The sequence below is a fragment of the Paenibacillus sp. J2R1T-4 genome (assembly GCF_059692235.1).
On sequence record NZ_JCAUBA010000013.1, the window covers coordinates 65,313 to 87,314 of the forward strand.

Annotated in this window: 11 protein-coding genes; 9 read left to right on the plus strand and 2 right to left on the minus strand. The window is 46.6% G+C overall.

What is annotated here, in order from left to right:
• Nucleotides 1-905: 905 nt before the first annotated feature.
• The 3 genes from AC58QD_RS20930 (at nucleotide 906) to AC58QD_RS20940 (ending at nucleotide 8,960) form a co-directional block, all read left to right on the plus strand.
• The gene (locus tag AC58QD_RS20930) at nucleotides 906-6,626 is read left to right on the plus strand and encodes an FIMAH domain-containing protein (protein ID WP_497336872.1); all 5,721 of its coding nucleotides are present in this window, start codon (nucleotides 906-908) and stop codon (nucleotides 6,624-6,626) included.
• A 280-nt stretch (nucleotides 6,627-6,906) separates the two neighbouring features.
• Nucleotides 6,907-8,202 (plus strand): GMC oxidoreductase, encoded by a 1,296-nt coding sequence (locus AC58QD_RS20935; RefSeq protein WP_497336874.1) that lies wholly within the window; start codon nucleotides 6,907-6,909, stop codon nucleotides 8,200-8,202.
• Nucleotides 8,203-8,222: 20 nt separating this feature from the next.
• A complete protein-coding gene (locus AC58QD_RS20940; protein WP_497336876.1) occupies nucleotides 8,223-8,960 on the plus strand; it encodes a glycosyltransferase family 2 protein in 738 nt (245 codons plus the stop codon).
• Nucleotides 8,961-9,185: 225 nt separating this feature from the next.
• Here the strand turns inward: AC58QD_RS20940 and AC58QD_RS20945 are convergent, their stop codons facing one another.
• A complete protein-coding gene (locus AC58QD_RS20945; RefSeq protein WP_497336878.1) occupies nucleotides 9,186-10,319 on the minus strand; it encodes an SEC-C metal-binding domain-containing protein in 1,134 nt (377 codons plus the stop codon).
• Nucleotides 10,320-10,515: 196 nt separating this feature from the next.
• Between AC58QD_RS20945 and AC58QD_RS20950 the strand changes: the two genes are divergently transcribed.
• The gene (locus AC58QD_RS20950; protein ID WP_497336880.1) at nucleotides 10,516-11,124 is read left to right on the plus strand and encodes an SET domain-containing protein; all 609 of its coding nucleotides are present in this window, start codon (nucleotides 10,516-10,518) and stop codon (nucleotides 11,122-11,124) included.
• Here AC58QD_RS20950 and AC58QD_RS20955 read toward each other — a convergent pair.
• Complete coding sequence (locus AC58QD_RS20955; RefSeq protein WP_497336882.1) at nucleotides 11,088-13,229, minus strand: ATP-binding cassette domain-containing protein; 2,142 nt, start codon at nucleotides 13,227-13,229, stop codon at nucleotides 11,088-11,090. The two genes, AC58QD_RS20950 and AC58QD_RS20955, sit on opposite strands and share 37 nt — an antisense overlap.
• A 263-nt stretch (nucleotides 13,230-13,492) precedes the next feature.
• Here AC58QD_RS20955 and AC58QD_RS20960 point away from each other — a divergent pair, with 263 nt between their 5' ends.
• From AC58QD_RS20960 to icmF, 5 genes are all read left to right on the plus strand, one after another.
• The gene (locus AC58QD_RS20960) at nucleotides 13,493-14,200 is read left to right on the plus strand and encodes a DNA alkylation repair protein (RefSeq protein WP_497336884.1); all 708 of its coding nucleotides are present in this window, start codon (nucleotides 13,493-13,495) and stop codon (nucleotides 14,198-14,200) included.
• Nucleotides 14,201-15,375: 1,175 nt separating this feature from the next.
• A complete protein-coding gene (locus AC58QD_RS20965) occupies nucleotides 15,376-16,377 on the plus strand; it encodes a thiamine pyrophosphate-dependent dehydrogenase E1 component subunit alpha (RefSeq protein ID WP_497336886.1) in 1,002 nt (333 codons plus the stop codon).
• 12 nt (nucleotides 16,378-16,389) lie between these two features.
• Nucleotides 16,390-17,376: an alpha-ketoacid dehydrogenase subunit beta gene (locus tag AC58QD_RS20970; RefSeq protein WP_497336888.1), complete on the plus strand. Its 987-nt coding sequence runs from the start codon at nucleotides 16,390-16,392 to the stop codon at nucleotides 17,374-17,376.
• A 21-nt stretch (nucleotides 17,377-17,397) separates the two neighbouring features.
• Entirely contained in the window at nucleotides 17,398-18,666 is a 1,269-nt protein-coding gene (locus AC58QD_RS20975) for a dihydrolipoamide acetyltransferase family protein (RefSeq protein WP_497336890.1), read from the plus strand.
• A gap of 41 nt (nucleotides 18,667-18,707) precedes the next feature.
• Nucleotides 18,708-21,986, plus strand: a complete 3,279-nt coding sequence (gene icmF / locus AC58QD_RS20980) for a fused isobutyryl-CoA mutase/GTPase IcmF (RefSeq protein ID WP_497337057.1) — start codon at nucleotides 18,708-18,710, stop codon at nucleotides 21,984-21,986.
• Nucleotides 21,987-22,002: the final 16 nt, after the last annotated feature.

A 22,002-nucleotide genomic window follows, 5' to 3' on the forward strand; every position in this document is an offset into this window, starting at 1 on the left:
TTTTTGACTTGGTATTAATATGGTGGTTACCAAGGTATTCCAGGAGAAATTGCGGGTTGGTTATTTCTCTAACCATTGCACTACCCTCTTTATTACTTTTTACAGAATTACTAAATTAGTTAAGTCCCGATATGCATGTCTTTTTGGAGGACGTACTTTAGTGCGGACTGGTTAAATAGTAAGAACAGGCTTCATCGTATGTTGGATTATTCGGCATAAGTAATGTGTTAGACGATATCACTCCCATTTCATGCAATATATTCTCAACTATATCCGAAGAGTAATTAGCGACCAACTTTTTGCAAATCTATGCGCAGGTTATTTAAAGGTGAACTGCTTTCGATTATTGGTATTGGTTTAACCCCTTTACTGTTATTAGAATCGGCAGCTCTATAAAGGGAAGGGGATTAAGGAAACAACTAGGATGACTACACTGAAAGATAATAAAGAATTTGTAGTACAATGAACAAATTTTTGTACCGTAAAATGAAGCATGCACAATGAACTAGGGATGGCCGAGGGGTCGTCCCTTTTCTCTATCATTTTATTCATATAATGACATGCTTCTGCAATTTCACCCATACCTCAAAATAAGAGGGAGATTTATCATAAGGGGTGGAAATGTCTGCTTAGAGGAGGGGAGAAAATCACAGAGAAGCGCTTATTTGTGGCGTGGTGGTTTGCTGAATGGTTTGTATAGGCAGCATTGAAGACAAGCTCGCTCTAAGAGCTCGATCACGCTGAGAGTCGCAGCTAGAGAGGTGTTTACCGGATCGGCTGTCATTTTATCAAGCCGATAAGAAGAGTCTTCGATCGTCTTCAAGTAAGCAGCGGATTCCTTCGAATTCTGAAAGCGGTTCCAGTCTTTATCCTTTAAGAACTTTACGATTATACAAGGAGGGTTAATGATGAGGAGAGGTTTCACTCGTAAGGTACTAAGCATTATCACTGCAATAGCCATTGTTATGACCATGGTCATACCGGTCTCGGCGCATCCTGGTATTTCGGGCGAAGATGGCATAACACAGCATATTCAACAAGTTGTTGCGAACAGTGGAAACGCCTCCGCTACATTCGGCAGTACGGCGCTCTTGGTTGATGGAAGTGTGTACATGCTGGGCGGAAACGGTAACGGTCAGCTTGGAAACGGTACGACAGGCGGCTCAAGCGCGGTCTTTACTAAAGTCTTAACCAGTGCAGGCACGCCGCTTACTGGCATCACGCGCATTTATCAAAATAGCGGCACGATGTACGCATGGAGTCAGTCCGAAGGCAAACTCTTTGGATGGGGGCGCGCTTTCGGAGGTAAATTGGGTATACTCGGTGGAACGGGTACAACTCCGACAGATGTTCCATACGCAACCGAATTAAAGTTTTATGGCGATAAGACGCTTTCTGGACTCGGAATTAGCTTTGATGGCTCTCACGAACAGACTTTAGGCGGCATAGCTGGTGCTGACGGCACCAAGCCCAGCACGATATTGGCAATAGCCACCGATGGGAAGGTTTATTCCTGGGGTTCCAGTGGCAGTAGTGACCTTGCGACATATGACTATCGTCTCGGTCGTGATATCAGTGCTGCTGAAGCTGTATATACTATGAACGGGACACTTAGCAGTGTATTGCCGGCTCAAGTGATCTTCAACCCTGGAAATCCAGGCGAACGGGCGATAGCGGTTGCGGGTACTGATGAGGTGCCAGGCGTCAATTATATCCTTTCTGTGACAGGCAACCTGTATGCCTTCGGTAAAGGGCTTACTACCTCTACAAGCACGACCTTTGTGAAAATCGAGCATCCTGACAAGGCTGCAGGCAGAAAATTTGTCAAAATGAACGTATCCTCCAGTGGGATCGCTATACTGCTGGACGACCAAGGCTACATATATACGGTATTTAACACAGGCGCCGCCAACAATGTGTACTCGGCTGCTGCTAGAACCGCATCCCGTCCTTCGGCTGTTTATGGCGACGGAACGACAGGCGGTATAAACGGGAATGCGGCTTCAGGTATAACATTTAGTAATGTTTACGCTCTTGGTCCAACGACCAACCATATCATGTTCGCCATAGCAAGCGACGGCAACGTATATGAGTGGGGTTCGTCAAGCGGCGGAGCTGTCCATGGGGTACGTTTCGGTGACGGGACAGCAGCGACCAAAACCGTCTCAACTGCGGTTAAAAATGATTATTTAAAAGACGTTGAATCTATGAGTATGTTCCGGACAACGGGAGCCGCGGTAAAGGGCAATGTCATTTATACGTGGGGGTACAACGCGGGCGTCGATCAGCTTGGAAACGGCTCCGGTCTTGGCCAGACCGCTTCACAAGGCACACCGAAACCTATTAACGAAGCGGCGCTTGTTAATATTCCAGCACTCGCTGCGCATGTTAACGACGAATCACCGCTTGCCGTAACCTATTTGCCTTCCAATAGTTCCACCGGAGTTGCTCTTGATGTTGCTCCGAGTATAACCTTTAACAAGATCCTTTATCTTGCCGACGGCAGTTCGATTGCTAATACGGTAAAGGTATACCAAGGCACGAATAATACTGGAACTTTACTTGCCCCCGGTACTTATGCGGTAACGAATGCCGATAAAGTACTCACGGTTACATTTGCAAACGCGCTTGAAGAAGAATCACATTACTACATAGAAATTCAAGGGGGTACACTCAAGGATTTCAAAGGGGCAGCTATTGAAACACAGGGTGCAACCTTCAAAACAGTCGGAAATATATCAACTACATCTCAGCCGACCAACAATGCAACAGGTGTTTCAATCAAAATAAAGTCTGCCATTACTTTCTCAAAAGCTGTAACTACCCTTGGGAACCTAAACATGTCGGTCGAGCTTCATCAGGGTACTCCTACCGGCACGCTTGTCCAATCAACGGCTGCGTTTGAAGCTCAAAACACCGTTGTGAGAATTACGCCAGGATCCGAGCTTTCCTATAATACCGACTATTATATAGTCCTTAAGGCTAACGCTTTTGAAGACCAGGATCATGTCAAGTATCCAACCGCAGACATGGTTATCAAGTTTACAACAACCGTCCCGCCCGAATTCTCGTCAACTGTAATCAAGCAGGCTGTGACCTTTAGCGGCTCAGACGCGGACGGAAGCGCGACTGCCCTTCTCACAACCGACGGTAAGGTGTATGTCAACGGAAATAACGTGAACGGAATATATGCAAGCGGTTCACCTTCCATGCCAAGCGGCGGGTTAACCGGCATATTCAGACCGGCTTATACAAGCGCGGGCGTCGAGCTCGGCGGTATTGATCGAATTTACACATCTCAGGGCAACCTGCTATTTGCTTGGGATGAGGACAGCAATAAATTGTATGCTTGGGGCAAAAACGGCTTTGAGCGTTCAGGAGTTCTGAACTCCGCTGCATCCGTTCAGTGGGCTACCCATTCAACCTTCCATGGCACCCCCATTAATTTCCATGGAGGACATCGTTCTCTTACCTCAAGTGTCGGCAGCACCTATGTCATAGACAAGGACGGTGCGGTATGGTCATGGGGTCAAGCATCGGCCGCCAACGGTGGCAATGAGTCGAATGGCTGGAATAATGACTATCGGCTGGGTCGTGACCTTCTTGGTATACCTGTATCTGCAGGCATATTAAGGCCGGTCTGGGAAGCGCAGGCCTCTAATGGGATCCAATACTTGGATGCTGGTAAAGCATGGTATTCGGTAAAACCCGAAAAAGTATTATTTACTTCTGACCCGAATGAACTAGCAATAGAGGTAGCCGGCGCCGGTACGACCTCGGCCTTCATATTGACCAATTACGGAAACGTGTATGCTTTTGGAGGTACGGGTTCCAATCAGTTCTCATCCAATTCGGCAAATCGCTTTGCGAAGGTAACTCACCCTGTATCGGGGCGCAAATTTGTCGAGATCAGCGCGTCTGTCAACGGTACGGCAATCATGCTTGATGATATAGGTCAGGTCTACTCCATGTTCGCCGGTACATTCTCAAATAATAAAACAAACCTTGCTCCACAGAAGACTGCAGCCATTTACGACGCTGCGAACGGCATACCGGACGCGGAAAACCTTATTTTTGATGACATTCTGGCATTTGGTGGAGGTACCAGTGTCACCTATATGGTCAAGACTTCCGAGGGCAAGGTCTATGTATGGGGCAGCAACCAAAGTGCCAAGCTTGGCCTCGGTATCACAGACATTAGCAACAGTTCTTCTGTTCCGTTTGCTACGGAGAACTCCGCACTTGAGGGCGTAGAAGGCTTCTTCGGACTCAACGATACCGCCATCGCGTGGAAAGGCGACGTGCTTTACACATGGGGTTCTAACCTTTATAACTCCTTGGCGAACGGCACCAACATAGCGGACTACAGCTTGTCGCCATTGCCGATTACAAAGCCTTATCTTGCGAATATACCCGGCCTGCAGGCTGTCGCTCCTGACGGCGATCCGCCGGCTGCGCCCGATTCTGCTCTTGAAGGGACGAACGCAAACTTTGTTTACAAGCCAGCAGTATCGCAAGACATAAACAACAACATATTGGTTCCGAACTTTATCGGCTGGGGCGGCCAGTATAACCATCAGCTTTTCTCCGACCTCAACAGGACGGTTTACGACGCCACCGACGCCAATCTTAACAATCTCAAAGATAAACTCATCAATCTTAATCCGAAGTATACCCGCATTTTCTATGACCCGGACCCGCAGCGGGCAGTTCCGTACATCAATACCGCAGCGGGCGGCAATTCGGGATATACGGCGTTCTACGCCGACCTGAATTACGAGTCGCTCGAACAAACGCTTCAGCTTGCTAAGGACACCGGCTCGACGGTCAATCTCACCTATTGGCATCCGGCCGTTGAGGTGAATGGCCAGGTTGTGGCAAGCGGTAGTATGGATTGGGATATCAGCACAGGTATGGCGCGCTGGGCCCAACATCTCAAGACACTTATTGTGGATAAGGGCTATACCAACATTAAAGCCCTTACGGTTTATAATGAGCCGAACGGCACTTCATCTATGGACATGGATAAGTATGTGCAAGTGTACAGGGCGCTTGACACAGCCCTTAAGAACGAGGGCATAAGAGACCGCGTCAAGATTGTAGGCGGCGACCTGCTGACCGGAAGCCAGATGGCTTGGTTCAAGCTTATGGGTGAAAATCTTAACGACGTTGTGGATATTTACTCAATCCACAGATATTGGTTCGACGGCTCGACGAGATACAATATGCTGCTCACCGTGCAGGCGATTATAGACGCTTTGCCCGAAAGCCAGCGTAAGCCGGTCCAAATCACTGAGTTTGGTCCAAACAAGGGCTATATGAACGCAAGCTACAGCGGCAGCCAGGCCAATCTAATCAAATACGGTTACGAGACCGCAGGCTTTAACATTATGTCGGCTGCGCTGGGCTTTGACGGAACAAGCAAGTGGGACATCTTCCATGCCAAGTATGACGGAGACATCCAGGACCACAGCATGATCAGGGACGCAAGGACCGGGTATGAGCTTCGCCCCGAGTATTGGGCGTACTTGCTTACTACCATGACGTCGGAAACGGGTTGGAACAGCGTAAAAGTCCGCGGCGGCGATGGCGACGGCGGTTCGAATAATAATATTGTCGCGGCCCTCGAGAGCCCGGACGGTTCAGAGCAAAGTCTCTTCCTGCTGAATCAGTCTGTAACTGCGGCAACTAATATTAGTGTTGAAGGACTTGACACTTCCAAGACGTACTACGTGTATATGTGGAACGAAAACGGGGACGGCAAAATAACCGCGAAAGGAGTAGTTGCCTCGTCCGACACAGCGTCGGCGCAATCGTCCAATGCCGCCGGAGGTGTCTACAAGGTTACGGGTATCAAGGGAAATTCGTTTGCCGTATTGACAACAAGAGAGCTAGACCCGGCAAGATGGTCTGATGTTTGGGAATATGACGAGACTCCTGATGTGTTCATAACCCCCTCTAACGACACGATCGGAGTATCGGTACAAGCAGAAGTTGAGATAGGCTTTAATGTCGAGTACCTGAACAGGGATGGAATTGGCGACATCAACAAGATTGACCCGACAAGCACGCCGCAGGTTTTGGAAGGACCTAATTTCGCAGGTATAGTGAAGGTTTACAAAGGAACAGACAATAGCGGTACGGAGCTTGTTGAGGGTACTGACTTTGTGGTCAAGTTCAAGAACGGAATAGGCTATACCTATAAGGATAAAAAGCTGTTTGTCAGCTTCCTGAACGGACTTGAACGGAATACCGACTACTATGTTGAAGTTCAACCAAACGTGTTAAGACATGTCAGACCCAATCCGACATCCATACCGTATTCGTTCGTGAACACGGTGCCGGTCGGTTCGACCTTCAAAACGGAACCGCCCACGTTGTCTGATCTCAGCGAGCTCGTGCAAGGGTACATCAATTCCGGGGAGTTGGCCGGTCCGTTGTCCGCACAGCTCAGCAACAGTCTGGCGCAGGCGCAGCACCAATATGACAAAAGCTCGCCGGCCAAGGCGGCCAAGCATCTGGACGATTTCTTGAAGCATTTGAACAATCCATCCATGCAGGATCATATTTCAGCCGAAGCTAAGTCTGTCTTGAGCCAAAGCGTTGCGGACTTGCTGGAATACTGACAAATGGAAGAATGAATGATTGCCTAAAGCAGGCCACTGGAACATTTCGTTCCAGTGGCCTTTTACTAGTAGTTCGTTAGTTTTCTAGCAGAGTTGACATATTTAATCTAAGAAATGTGCATTTCTACTAATGTAAGTATCCATTTCCTAATATTCAAAGAAACATAACAATAATAGAAGCACTCGAAGTAACTGGTTATCCTAAAAGCGGAAAGGAAAGGTGTTGATAGTGGATAGACGGAAAAATACATTCGATATACCCTTCAGGTCCCTCGAACTAATGAGCGAAAAAAAATATGATGTAATCATTGTCGGTTCAGGAGCTGGCGGTGGTGCGGTTCTGTGGAGGTTATCCGAAAAGTGGCTAAAAGCTAGGAAAAAAATTGGGATGATAGAAGCAGGTGACTTCGTGTTACCGGCACATGTCCATAATTTCCCCAAATTAAAAGGGAATCGGAAAAACATATTCTCTAAAGTTTCCATCCCTATAGGAAAGCGGCTCCCTCGCTTTTCAGGAGCGGAGCAGATTTTAGCGCTAGGCGGCAGGACATTATTCTGGGGGGCAGTCACTCCCAGAATGCATGCATCGGATTTATCCGACTGGCCGATATCCAAGAAAGAAATGGATCACTATTACGATATTGCCGAAAGAACCATGGGGATTCTTCCATCAGGAATATCACCTCAAACCCGGGAAATCCTGCAATTGCTTCAATTAAACGGCTTTGAAGGAGCGAGAACAATACCACAGGCAGCTTCGGACGGACAAACCTTTAGCTCGATCTGTTTCTTGAGAAAAGCTTGGGAGCAGCAACCGTTTGATTTGGCGATCAAGTCTCGTCTTTTACAACTAAGAATGCTAGAAAGCAAACTCATAGAATTAACGGTAGCTGATTCAAACAAAAAAAGTTATAAATTATATGCCAACAAAATCGTTTTGGCCGCGGGGGCGCTGGAAACCCCACGAATCTTACTTCATTCCGGATTACATGGGAAAGCTTTCGGACACTATTTGACCACTCATTCTTTTATTAAAGCAAAAGGAGAATTTAGTGGTGAACGATTGGGGACCATTGCGAAGGAAATACGGATCTTAATACCACAAACGGACAAAACCCCTTATCAATTGCAATTATATATAAGTAAACGATCAATCAGTATGGTTTGCTTCGGCAAAGTAGAGTCCCATTTTGATAATAAACTGACTTTAGATCCGAACAAAAAAGATGAATTTGGTGTCCCGAAGATAAAAATTGATTTTTCATATTCCGACCGTGATCTGGAAGTTATCCGCCAAATGAGAGTGGCTGTAAAACATGTTCTCAAGACTCTCGGAGCAAAGTCAGTCTATGAAAAATTGATGGAACCCGGCAAGGATTACCACGAAACTGGAACATGCCGCATTGGTATTGATCCCTCACAATCGGCTGCGAACCGATATGGCCAGATTTATGGTAATTCCGGCCTTTACGCTGCCGACAACAGCATCCTCCCCTCAGCAGGTGCGGTAAATCCTACGCTTACAACTATTGCATTGGCGATTAGGGTAGGGGATCACATCTACAAGACCTATTAGTAGAGAAAGGAAGGAATGAGATGCCAACTTCCCTGATTACCAATTCAATTTCTAAAGGAGTATCGGTTATCACTTGTACGAACAAGCCGATTTTTATGAATAATATTTTTAAAAACTATCAGAATCAAGCTTGGTCCATTAAAGAGTTGATCATCATATTAAATCAAGATAACTTGGAACTGAAAAAGTGGCAAAGCAAACAGAAGGGTGCTCCCAACATTTTCATTTATCAGCTTCCAGAACAATTATCCTTGGGCGATTGTCTGAATTTTGCAGTTGATAAAACAAAATATGATTACATTGCAACCTTTGACGACGATGACTATTATGGACCTCAATATATTTCTCAGATGATGTCAGGATTTGAGAAAACGGGCGCCGATATTATCGGAAAAAAAACGCACTTTACTTATTTCGAAAAAGATCGCGCTCTTTACCTGCGATTCCCTAATCAGGAGAACAAATATGTGAATTGGGTATGCGGCGGCAAAAAAATTGTGAAAAGAAAGGTTTACGACCAAGTAAGGTTTCATCCTATCTCAATTGGGGAAGACGTTCAGTTTTGCAAGGATAGCCGGAACCAGGGATTCAAAATTTATTCAACAGACCGCTATAACTTCGTTTACGTGAGAAGGGCGAACCCACTCTATCATACTTGGAACGCATCCAAAGCACTCATGAAAAGTTGTAAATTCATTACGTTAACGGATGATTATACGAGCTTTTGTATAGATCCGAAAACTACGTCGAAGTCTTGAGCCAAAGCGTTGCGGACCTGCTGGGATCCTGGCAAATCGGAGAATGAATGATTGCCTGGTCCGCACAAGCAGCCGGGTAAACAATCGACATCGGCGGCAAGCAGACGTAGATTCTTGGAAGTTCATCCATTAAACAACATAAGGAAAGCCACTGGAACAGTTTCGTTCCAGTGGCTTTTTACTAGTACACCGATTCCCTGGGTAGGGTCGCTCGAAGTCCAAGAGTTACGATTGGGTTGCCATCCAACGGCATAATTCCAACTGCTTGGCCCATAGTCGTGCATGATAAGCCACATAGTCGATCGCTTCATTCTCGTCTCCCATACCGATAAATTCCGGAAGCTCAGCAGGGATCGCCTTTTTACCCAAAAGGTAGTCGGGGACAAATGGGTTTTGCTTAAAAGCGATACGGTACTGCATTTTCAGTGCGGAAGTCAACCCTTTGGACAAGTACTCGAGAATAATGCGGTTATAAACAAATACTGCGGAAGCATCATCCTCATAGTGTTGCAGTAATTGCCTGGCTTCTTGCAATTTCTTGGCCTCCAGATATGCGGAGAGCAACAAGTATCTGGCTCCAAGGTTATCCATTTGGTTCAGTACGAGGATTTCCTCTAGTTCAGTGATCGCCTCTTGAGTATTTCCACTTAGCCAGAGCATTTCCGCATAGGAATATTTCGCTCTCATGAAGGGACGGGTTTCATATATAAGCCAGAAGTGGCCTGTATCTTCCTTGAAATATTGCTTGTCTAATTTTTTGCGTTCTTGATCCATGGCCTTGCGTAATGCAGGCAAAGAATCCGATAAATACTTCTCGGGATTGGGGAAGTAATCGTCATCCTCATTCTCTTCCTCGTTCCAATCCATTCCTTCTCCATCTTCCGAGGTATATGCCATAATCTCTTGGAACCTTCTGGATATCGAACTAACCGAAACCTTGTACTTTTCAGCGAGCTCTGCTTGAGTACCCTCTAAACCGTAAGCTTCTATAATGGTATATTCTATTGCAGCAGAGAAGACCTCTGTCTTCTTTATCGCAGGTAATGCATCATTTGCATAGCGGTTCCAGAAAGCGACTGCTTCATATACTTTGTGAGGCTCGTACTCTTTATGCATGGAATGAGCAATTAGCAAAGCGACCTGTTCATATTCCTGTCGAGACCATTCCATTTGTTCACAGATACTGTCTACTAGATCCTCATGGGAAAGAATGCCGTAATGATCTTGCATCATTTGTTGTTCGACCTGCTGTTTTTTATAGGACTCTAATTCTTTAGCTGTATCCGCCTCAAGGCAGCATTTCTTGTATTTTTTACCGCTTCCGCAAGGACACGGATCGTTTCGACCAACTGAACCCATCGCAGCAGCCTCCCTTAATCGTACATAATTGAATTTATTTTATCAGATCATCGGGTGTATGACTAACTTTCACCAAGAAGCAGAGGGGTGAGGGAAAAACATAATAATTATTTTGGAAGAAGCAGGAATTAACAAGTCCATCGATAATTATTTAAGAAAGCTTAAATAGCCAACATTTGACAAGGAGTGTTCACCGATGATGCACCCCCACACAGAGTTACGTTATATTGACGATCAGATTGGGTTTGGCGTATTTGCGACTAAATTCATTCCTAAGGGAACCTTAACCTGGGCGCTTGACGATTTGGATCAAATTCTTGAACCATCACTCGTTGCTGCTCTGGATAATGACCGTAAGGCGTTGGTTTTGAAGTATTCCTACCGCAATCAGAACGGGAAGTTTATCCTTTGCTGGGATAATGGGCGGTTTGTTAACCACAGCTTCCATGCCAATTGTATTGGAACGGCTTATGAGGTTGAAATTGCCGTTCGTGACATCTATCCAGGGGAGCAGCTAACGGATGATTATGGTTCACTCAATGTAGATGAGCCCTTTGAGTGTTTTGCTGAAAAAGGCACAGATCGAACGATGGTGATGCCAGGAGATTTATTGCTTTATGCGGATTTGTGGGATGCACAGGCGCTTGATGCATTCCGGCATTACAATCATGTAGAGCAACCGTTAGCCCATTTGATTCGTCCTGAATTTAAGGACAAAGTGGCTATTGCTGCGGATCAGCACATCCTGATTGACTCCGTTCGTTTAATTTATTTGGATCGGGCAGCCATGAATGCAGCCATATGAGGCGCTTGTTCAATCAGAGATTGGAAAAAGTCTCGCTGCAAGGTAATGAATACAACAGGAGTCAATGTATGAATAGTGGCCGTACGGGGAATTTTGTGAAGCAAAGCAACTTCCCCGAAAAAGTCACCATCGCTCAGAACAGCAACCCTGTGATTGATTCCATTGGTATCCACTTTTAAAACCTCAACCTTGCCTCTCACAATAACGTAGAACTTATCCCCAGGATCTCCTTCATGTATAATCGTCCGATCCTTTGCATAAGCCTCTGTTGCGAAAAAATGCGAAATTCCTTCCAAAAAATCAGCATCCATCTCAGAGAAGATCGGGAACATTTTCAGACGCTCTGCACGCACCTCAGTACGATAGCCATCTCCGCTAATTTGAAAGCCTGTTTGCTTTTGCAAGGATTGCTTATAATGTCCATCTTGAATATTCATTAGCTGTTGATGCGTGCCTTGCTCTGCAATCTCACCTTTATGAAGAACATAGATGCAATCCGCATGTTCTGCTGAAGCAAGACGATGAGTCACAGATATGACAGTCCGCATCGCCGTGATCCGTTTCAGAGTAATATTAATAGCTGCTTCTGTTGCTGGATCCAGAGCCGAGGTCGCTTCGTCCAGAATGAGAATTGCAGGGTCGCGTATAATGGCCCGTGCTATTGCCACACGCTGGCGTTGCCCGCCAGATAAGCGTCCGCCACGTTCCCCCACATCGGTATCATACCCGTCGGGCAGGCTCATAATGAAATCGTGAATTTCCGCTGCTCTTGCCGCGGCAATGACTTCCTCATCACTGGCTTCGGGTTTGCCAAAGTGAATATTCTCGCGAATGGTGGAATGAAATAAGAAGCTCTCTTGAAAAACAATGCCAATTTGTGAGCGAAGTGAATGTTGGGTTACTTGACGAATGTTCATTCCATCATATAATACCATCCCTTCTTGTGGGTCGTAGAATCGCATCAGCAGGTTAATTACCGTGCTTTTACCAGAGCCGCTGGCGCCAACAAACGCTGCATATGTCCCTTTAGGAATAGTTAGGCTAACGCCATTAAGACTGCGTTGTTCAGGTGTGTAGGCGAAGGTTACATTCCGAAATTCGATTTCATGCTGGAAATGCGATAATATTCCTGCAGGTTCCTCATCTGCAACTGAGGGTTGTTCCTCCAAAAGCTCACGCACTCGTTGCATTCCCGCAGAGGCTTGAAGAAACTGTGGTGCGAGCCAGGTGATCGCCGCTACCAAATAGCTCAGATTAAGAAGAATTGCACTAAAGGCAAGCAATGATCCAATCGAGAGAAGGCCGAAGAAGGCAAGCATGGATCCCGTGCAAATGGTCATCAAGTTCAGAATCATCGTTCCCATATTCGTTGTTCGGTCAATTAAGAAGTTGGAGAAATTGGATTGCGTGGAAATGCGCGAATAGTTTGACATCCGATCGTTAAACCGTCCAATGAGTAAGTTTTGCAGCCCAAATGCTTTGACGACTGGCTGTGCACTTACATTTTCCTGTACAGCTGTTGCGAGATTCGCCTGCTCATCCTTAAGCTTATAGCTGGCATCGTAGGCTTTTTGGCCGAAGAGCTTTGGGCCGATTAAACATAAGGGTAGACCCACTATGGCGAGAAGAGCCAGCTGCCATTGCAATACAAAAAGCACGCCTATATTTAGGATTAATCCGAATATCGATAAAATTGCGTAAGGAACAAGCATTATAAAGGTATCGATCGAGATGAGATCATTGTTAAAGCGTGATACGATATCCCCGCCATTTACACGGTGATAAAAATCTGTGGAAAGATGCTGGAGCTTGTCATACATCCTCTTATAGAAATTTGTCACGATCTTGGTGCCGAGACCTGCAAACATGCGATCCCGGTAAATACCTATGGCTACTGAAGCCAATGCTAAAAAAACCATAAGACAGAGGATGAAGACTAGCAGAGAATAATGATGCGGGATAATTGCTAAATCAACGATGAATTTGAAGCTCAAGGGCATAAAGGTTTCGTAGGCTAGTTCCACTAAAATTGCTAGAAGCAGAAGGGTGGTTTGCTTCTTGTGTTTTGCAAAGGAAACAATAATTAAGCGTAAAAAGGAAAACATGAAGTTGTTCCTCCAGTGGAAATAAGGTTGTTTTTGTATTACTCTATTTTACCATTGTGCTTCGATTTGGGATATATTTGATGCTAAACTCCACAACGCGAGGTGCGAGCTTTATTGTGAGAAGTAAGATGGAAGTACAATTACAAATACTTACTTAAATCTGATATAGTCTTAATAGTAAGTACTTATGCTAACAGATGTAGGAAATATCGAGTCTGGGCTAGAAAAGGGCAAAATCTCCAAAAAGAAGGAAGTGTTAAACAATGAATTTAGAAATGGTTATGCAGGAGCTTGAAGCTCTGGGCAAGGAACGAACCAAGAAAATTTACGGATCCAATGGCGCGCACGAACCGCTTTTTGGCGTGGCTACAGGCGAGATGAAGCCCATCGTCAAGAAAATTAAAATAAATCAACCTTTGGCTGAGCAGCTTTACAACACAGGGAACTACGACGCCATGTACTTTGCCGGCATAATTGCAGACCCAAAAGCAATGACTGAAGCGGATTTTGAGCGTTGGATGGATGCGGCTTATTTTTATATGCTGTCCGATTATGTGGTTGCAGTAACCTTGGCAGAAGCAGATATTGCACAAGAAGTTGCTGATAAATGGATCGCAAGCGGCGAAGAGCTGAGAATGTCAGCCGGCTGGAGTTGTTACTGCTGGCTTTTGGGTAATCGCCCGGACGGTGAATTTGCCGAAAGCAAAATAGCCAAAATGCTTGAAACTGTGGAAAATACGATTCACGATTCTCCCGAACGAACTAAATACGCTATGAATAATTTTATTTACACAGTGGGGGTATCCTATCGGCCGCTCCATGAGAAGGCGGTCGAGACCGCAAAGGCAGTAGGGCCCGTAGAAGTCAAAAAGGACAAAACAAAAAGCAAGTTCCTACTCGCTTCCGATAATATCCAAAAGGCAGTAGATAAAGGGCAAATTGGTTTCAAACGCAAACATGTAAGGTGCTAAACTATTGCTTCGCTACAAGAAACGATTCGGGCAGTCAAGCAATTCACAGATCAGCCCTCGCTCGATAAAACATGAAGGTTGTTGGACAACGATCCATTAGAATTTGTATTAATAATGGGGCTGTCCCAAAAGTAGATTTATCTACTTTTTTGGGACAGCCCCATTATTTTAACTGATAAGAAAGTTTAAGTTCTTTACCGTACTGAAGCATCCGGGTATCTCCCTTTTTTAGTATATCTTTCTTGTTCAGTGGGCTTAGCAAAGGAGTTTGCTGGTCAAAGAATCTCTAGCTAAGAGTTCAAATCCAGTCCGCTTCCAGAGATAGGGAACAAAATGTCCCTTATCTCTACGAGACGCTAGGAATAGACTGGAATAGGGGACCTGAGATCCCTAATCATCGAGAAAGCTGTGAATAAAAGGCTTTATTTTGATTTAGGTGACCTGAGTTCCCTTATTCCTGCAGATAAGTAGGCACTGCGAAGGATAAGGGAACTCAGGTCCCTAATTTTTTCATAATACATCAGAAAATATATAATTCGAGGTGTTGCCCTTTTTTTTATAGTGATAGGGGCTAGTATATATTAGATTTTCTTTAGCGGGCTAAAGTAGATGTCGATGATTTATACACAGATAGGCTGTTTCGGTGATTTTTCGCGTCTAGATGTACAAAATTTCGACATCTAAGGCCCATTTCGACGGGTTTTGAGTTTAAAAGGGGTGCAATTTGAAGAGTTTGAGGGTTTAGATGTATAAATCTTCGACAACTAGATCCGTAAACGGCCTGTTTTCCGGGTTAGATGTCGAATTTGTCTACATCTACCCTGCATTAATCTGATCCAAGAAGCTTCTCATCTAAAGTAGAACAGAAGGGCAGGGAGGTGGAGCGGAGAAACGAAGTGGTTGCCTTTGTGGTAGGGTTCCTACCTCTAAACATCATAATCAAGGGAACCCTAACACAACAGCAATCGTAGCCCACCTTCCTGCCCTCCCGCGCGCACAACTGAACTCGGGTCGCCAAGGACCGCTAGAGTGATCTTCTCTAGCGCTTTTTTTTATCTTAAGAATGCAACTTACAGTGAGGGCATAGGTTAGGTAATAAAAAGCGGGCACAATGCGCCCGACTGGGATCCGTGTGAACATCATCCGTTATAAGTAACTTCTAGGAGGGGCATGCGATGGTGAATTCAGGAACCTTTCGTCACCGAACCTTAGGTTTATCCGATGAACAAGTTCTCGGCATGTATCGGGATATGCTGTTGGCCCGTAAAGTAGACGAGCGGATGTGGCTCCTTAACCGCGCAGGCAAGATTCCGCTTGTACTCTCCTGTCAAGGCCAGGAAGCCGCTCAAGTCGGGGCAGCCTATGCGCTGGATAATCGGAAAGATTATCTTTGTCCTTATTACCGGGATATCGGGGTGGTGATCCCCTTTGGCATGACGGCCAAAGATCTGATGCTCAATTCATTCGCCAAGGCCGAGGATCCGAATAGCGGCGGGCGGCAAATGCCGGGACATTTTGGTGGGAAGAAATATCGGATTTTATCCGGTTCCAGTCCGGTTGCCACACAAGTTCCCCACGCCGTCGGTTTAGCTCTGGCAGGGAGAATGGAGGGCAAGGATCTGGTTGTGTATACTTCCTTTGGCGAAGGCTCAAGCAATCAGGGCGAATTTCATGAAGGTGCTAATTTTGCCAGCGTGTTCAAACTACCTGTCATCTTCTTCTGCGAGAATAATAAATACGCCATTTCCATCCCCTATTCCAAGCAAGTCGCTTGCCGCAGTATCGCGGACAGGGCCATTGGATATGGGTTCCCGGGGTTCAGCGTCGACGGCAGCGATCCGTTGGAAGTATATAGGGTTATGAAAGAGGCTGTAGATCGAGCGAGAAGAGGAGAGGGTCCTACATTAATCGAAGCCCGCTGCTTCCGGTTTACCCCTCATTCCTCCGATGACGATGATCGTCAGTATCGCCCGAAGGGAGAGGTAGAGGCAGATAAGAAGAAAGATCCGATCCCTCTTTTTTACCAGTATCTACAAGAAAACGGGGTCATGACGGATGAGATGGAGAAGGAGATCCATGATTGGGTCGCGAGGGAAGTGAATGAAGCTACGGAATATGCCGAGGCGGCTCCGGCTCCCGCACCCGAAGATACTCTGAAACATGTATACGCGGAATAAGGGGGAACAACGATGGCTCTCATTTCGTATATTGAAGCGGTTAATTCGGCACTCCGTGAGGAGATGGACCGGGACCCCAAAGTGTTTGTATTAGGCGAAGACGTCGGTTTCAAGGGAGGCGTTTTCAAGGCTACTCAAGGCCTATATGAACGATTCGGAGATAAGCGTGTGATCGATACTCCCCTTGCGGAATCGGCCATAGCCGGTGTGGCCATCGGGGCTGCCGCATATGGATTACGGCCCGTGGCGGAGATGCAATTTGCCGATTTTATTATGCCGGCTGTCAACCAAATTGTGAGCGAAGCAGCGAAAATGAGGTACCGTTCGAATGGAGATTGGAACTGTCCGTTGGTGATTCGGGCTCCCTATGGGGGCGGCATTCACGGAGGCCTCTACCATTCACAGTGCGTGGAAGCGATGTTTTGCAATATTCCGGGGTTAAAAGTCGTGGCTCCCTCGACTCCGTATGATGTAAAAGGGTTGCTCAAATCAGCCATTCGCGATGAAGATCCGGTTCTGTTCTTCGAACACAAGCGCTGTTACCGTCTGATTAAAGGAGAAGTGCCTGACCGAGATTACGTCGTACCCATTGGAAAGGCGGATGTCAAAAGAGTCGGAAAACATATTACGGTGATCACGTATGGATTGACTTTGCATTTTGCCCTGCAAGCCGCCGAAAAGTTAGAGCAAGAAAACGGATATTGCACCCATATATTGGATTTGCGCACGCTTTATCCGTTAGATAAGGAAGCGATTGTTGAGGCTGCTCGGAAGACAGGGAAAGTGCTCATCGTTCATGAGGACAACAAAGAGGGGGGCATTGGTGGTGAAGTGTCAGCCATTATCGCAGAGCAATGTTTGTATGAGCTGGATGCGCCAATCAAGCGTCTTTGCGGGCCCGACGTCCCTGCTGTTCCATATAACGGCATCATGGAAAAGTTTTTTATGCTGAATCCCGACAAAGTGTACGAAGCGATGAAGGTACTAGCCAAAAGTTAATTATACAACAAGGAGATAACCATGGCTGAAAACGTGATCATGCCCCAGCTTGGAGAAAGTGTAACGGAAGGTACCATTTCCAAATGGATGGTGAAGGTAGGGGATCGGGTAAAGAAGTATGACCCTCTTTGTGAGGTAATAACAGATAAAGTCGTGGCCGAGGTACCGTCCATGTTCGAGGGAACCATTTCGGAGATTGTGGTTCAGGAAGGTGAGACCGTTCCCGTTGGAACATTGATTTGCTGTCTGGCTTTGGAAGGCGCAGCAGCTAAAGCACCTGATCTCCATGCCCCATTGACCGCAGCCGTTGCCATCCCGGAAAGTGCCGATCCACCACTTTCACCTGCCGTTCTGAAGCTGGCCCAAGAGCACAATGTGGATCTGTCCAAGGTACAAGGAACGGGAGCAGGTGGCCGGATTACTCGAATCGATATCATGGAATTCGTAGAAAGCAAGAGTCAGCTAGAGGCAACGACCGTCCGGAAGGCAGTCGCCTCTGTTCTCCCGGCAGTCACTCCGAAAGATATCGTCCCGGAAGTTGTTAATCTAACTAAAGGTCCCTCCATGTCGATTAATAGTCCAGTCGGTCAAGAAGACCGGATTATTCCCGTGACTGCTATCCGCAAGACCATCGCCCGTCGGTTTGTACAAAGCAAGCATGACGCACCTCACGCGTGGATCATGGTCCAATGCGATGTTACCAATCTGGTCCATCTCCGCAGCCAGGTCAAAACAGATTTTAAGAAAAAAGAAGGAATACCGCTTACCTATTTGCCATTCTTCATTAAGGCTGTAGTTGAGGCGCTAAAAGAATTTCCAATGGTCAACTCGCAGTGGGCAGGCGACAACATCATCATCAAAAAAGCGATTCACATCTCGATTGCCGTGGCTGCTGGGGACACACTCTATGTTCCAGTCATAAAGGATGCCGACCAGAAAAGCATTCTCGGACTAGCGAAATCGGTAGATGAATTGGCCAGGAAGAGCAGGGAAGGCAAGCTTTCGGTGGATGAGATGTCCGGCGGAACCTTTACCATTACGAACAACGGTTCCTTTGGTTCAGTGCTCTCTGCTCCTATCATCAATCATCCGCAAGCCGCTATTCTAAGCGTAGAAGCGATCATCAAACAGCCCGTTGTGATCGATAATCAGATGATTGCGATTCGAGATAGGATGAATATTTGCCTTTCCTTGGATCATCGGGTGTTAGACGGTCTGATATGCGGCCGGTTTCTGCAATGTATAAAGCACAAGATCGAAAGCTATGGTCCGGATAGCAATCTGTTCTGATTTCGTTGGCGTAAAGACATCCTCTAAAGGTGGGATGAATGGTGGAAACGCAGGTGTATCGTCCGACTCATAACGTACGTTTTGTTACGGCCGCAGCCTTGTACGATGGTCATGATGCTTCCATTAACATCATGAGACGCCTTCTTCAGGCATCCGGTGTAGAAGTCATCCATCTCGGACATAACCGATCCGTTCATGAGGTCGTGAATGCGGCGATTCAAGAGGATGTGCATGGGATCGCCATCAGTTCGTATCAGGGCGGCCATATGGAGTATTTGAAGTACATGTATGATTTGCTTCAAGAAGAAGGAGCCGGTCACATCCAGATTTTCGCCGGTGGAGGAGGAGTGATTATCTCTACCGAGATCGAGGAATTGTGTGAATACGGCATCGCCAACATTTTTTCTCCAGACGATGGACGTAAGCTGGGTTTGCAAGGCATGATCAACCATATGATCCGGAAATGCGACTTCCCGACACCGAAGCAGGTGGGGCAAGAGCCGGCTGGACTGCAGGAGCGAAACTGGGGAGTCATCGCGAGATGGATTACACTTGCGGAAGAACAATCGGAACAGGAAAGCACAAATAAATCCATTCTCGCAGCTCTGAAACAAATGCAAGCGGATAAGCCAATCGTCCCCGTATTAGGCATCACAGGAACAGGCGGAGCTGGGAAAAGCTCATTGACCGACGAATTGGTGCGGCGTTACCTCGAGCAGTTCCCGAGTCGTACCATTGCCATTATTTCCATCGACCCTTCCAAAATGAAGACAGGGGGAGCGCTGTTAGGGGATCGAATTCGGATGAATGCGATTCACCATCCGGGCGTGTACATGCGGAGTATGGCCACACGGGGATCTAAATCTGAAGTAAGTAACGCCACGAAGGAAGCCATCGAGGTTGTAAAAGCAGCCGGTTATGATTTTGTAATTGTCGAGACAAGCGGCATCGGACAAGGGGCTTCAGGCATTGTCGATCTTTGCGACGTATCGATGTATGTAATGACAAGTGAATTTGGAGCGGCGACCCAGCTGGAAAAAATCGATATGATTGATTTTGCAGATATCATCGTAATTAACAAGTTTGAACGCAGGGGATCCGAAGATGCTTTTCGAGACGTGCGCAAGCAGTACAAGCGAAGCCGACAGTTGTTTCAGATTCCCGACGAGGAGCTGCCGGTATTCGGGACGATAGCGAGTCAATTTAACGATCAGGGAACGAATGTATTGTTCGCCAATCTGATGAAGATCGTGGAGAAGAAAACGAACACCAGCTGGCCGACTTGTTATGATGACAAGGTTCAGAAAGTGACGAAGAAAAACTTGATTATTACGCCGGAGCGGTCCGGATACTTGGGAGAGATCGTGCAGACCGTTCGGCATTACAAGAAGTTTATGGAAGAACAAGTAGCGGTTGCCCGGCATTTGTTCCAATTGAGGGGAACCCGGAAGCTGGTTCAGACGGACCATGGACCGTTGATGTCGGATAGGGAAGCTCAACACTTGGTAACGAAGCTTGACGAGCTGCTCGCCTATTATGAAACCAGGCTGGATTCGTCAAGCAAGCTGATGCTGGAAGAGTGGCAGCGTATCCGCGAAGTGTATCAACAGGATCAACTGGTGACCAAAGTCCGCGATAACGAAATTGTAACTGAATTGTATACAGAATCGCTCTCCGGCAGCAAGATTCCGCGAGTCAGTATACCCCGATATGAGGACAGCGGTGAAATGCTGCGTTGGCTGTTCAAGGAAAATTTGCCCGGTTATTTTCCCTATACGGCAGGCGTATTCCCGTTCAAGCGCACGAATGAAGATCCGAAACGCCAATTCGCCGGGGAAGGAACGCCGGAACGCACGAACCGCCGCTTCCATTACCTCGTCCAGAATGAAGAAGCCAAACGATTGTCCACTGCATTTGACAGCGTCACCTTGTACGGCCAAGATCCGGATTACCGTCCCGACATTTATGGAAAAATCGGAAATAGCGGCGTGAGTATTTGTACACTGGACGACATGAAGAAGTTGTTCGCCGGGTTTGACCTGTGCCATGTTTCGACTAGCGTATCGATGACCATTAATGGCCCTGCACCTATGATTCTGGCCATGTTCATGAATACCGCCATTCATCAGCAAGTTGAAAAGTTCGCCGAAGCCAATGGGAGACAACCGGACCCCGAAGAATACGAGAGCATCAAAGCTTATTCGCTCCAAACGGTTCGTGGTACAGTTCAAGCGGATATCCTCAAGGAGGACCAAGGGCAGAACACATGCATTTTCTCTACCGAATTCGCGCTACAAATGATGGGGGATATCCAGCAATATTTCATAGATCATAAGGTGCGCAATTACTATTCCGTCAGCATCAGCGGCTATCATATTGCCGAAGCCGGGGCCAATCCTATTTCTCAACTAGCCTTTACGCTGGCGAACGGATTTACCTATGTCGAATACTATTTAAGCCGCGGCATGCATATTGATGATTTTGCCTCCAACTTGTCTTTTTTCTTCAGCAACGGCTTAGATCCGGAATATACCGTTATGGGGCGGGTGGCGAGACGAATTTGGGCTACCGTCATCAAGAATAAGTACGGCGGAAATGAACGAAGCCAAAAGCTGAAGTACCATATCCAAACATCCGGCCGCTCCTTGCACGCTCAAGAGATGGACTTCAATGATATCCGCACGACATTGCAAGCGTTGATGGCGATCTATGACAATTGCAACTCCTTGCATACGAACGCCTATGATGAAGCCGTCACGACCCCGACCGAGAACTCCGTGCGCCGGGCTATGGCCATTCAAATGATCATCAATAAAGAATTGGGTCTCGCGAAGAACGAGAATCCGCTGCAAGGTTCCTATATCGTAGTCGAACTGACCGACCTCGTAGAAGAAGCCGTTTTGGCTGAATTCCAGCGTATTCATGATCGAGGGGGAGTGCTTGGAGCGATGGAGACCCAATATCAAAGAGGCAAAATTCAAGAAGAATCCCTTCTCTATGAACATAGGAAGCATTCAGGAGAGCTGCCTATTATTGGGGTGAACACGTTCATTAATCCGAACAGTGCAAATGAGACCTCGGATGATATTGAACTGGCACGTTCGACGGACGAAGAAAAACGAACCCAAATCGCGAATCTTCAAGCTTTTTGGTCGAAGCACGAAGATGAAGGACCTATCGCACTAGAACGCCTGAAACAAGTAGCCCTTCAAGGCGGCAATATTTTCGAAGAGCTGATGGAAGCTGTAAAAGTAAATTCACTTGGACAGATTACAGCCGCATTATTTGAAGTCGGTGGTCAATACCGTCGGAATATGTAGGGTTTATTGTTTCCTA

Bases quoted from the DNA above. Each gene is read 5' to 3' on its own strand.
- AC58QD_RS20930 (WP_497336872.1), top strand. From the start codon at position 906: ATGATGAGGAGAGGTTTCACTCGTAAGGTACTAAGCATTATCACTGCA.
- AC58QD_RS20935 (WP_497336874.1), top strand. From the start codon at position 6,907: ATGAGCGAAAAAAAATATGATGTAATCATTGTCGGTTCAGGAGCTGGC.
- AC58QD_RS20940 (WP_497336876.1), top strand. From the start codon at position 8,223: ATGCCAACTTCCCTGATTACCAATTCAATTTCTAAAGGAGTATCGGTT.
- AC58QD_RS20945 (WP_497336878.1), bottom strand. From the start codon at position 10,319: ATGGGTTCAGTTGGTCGAAACGATCCGTGTCCTTGCGGAAGCGGTAAA.
- AC58QD_RS20950 (WP_497336880.1), top strand. From the start codon at position 10,516: ATGATGCACCCCCACACAGAGTTACGTTATATTGACGATCAGATTGGG.
- AC58QD_RS20955 (WP_497336882.1), bottom strand. From the start codon at position 13,229: ATGTTTTCCTTTTTACGCTTAATTATTGTTTCCTTTGCAAAACACAAG.
- AC58QD_RS20960 (WP_497336884.1), top strand. From the start codon at position 13,493: ATGAATTTAGAAATGGTTATGCAGGAGCTTGAAGCTCTGGGCAAGGAA.
- AC58QD_RS20965 (WP_497336886.1), top strand. From the start codon at position 15,376: ATGGTGAATTCAGGAACCTTTCGTCACCGAACCTTAGGTTTATCCGAT.
- AC58QD_RS20970 (WP_497336888.1), top strand. From the start codon at position 16,390: ATGGCTCTCATTTCGTATATTGAAGCGGTTAATTCGGCACTCCGTGAG.
- AC58QD_RS20975 (WP_497336890.1), top strand. From the start codon at position 17,398: ATGGCTGAAAACGTGATCATGCCCCAGCTTGGAGAAAGTGTAACGGAA.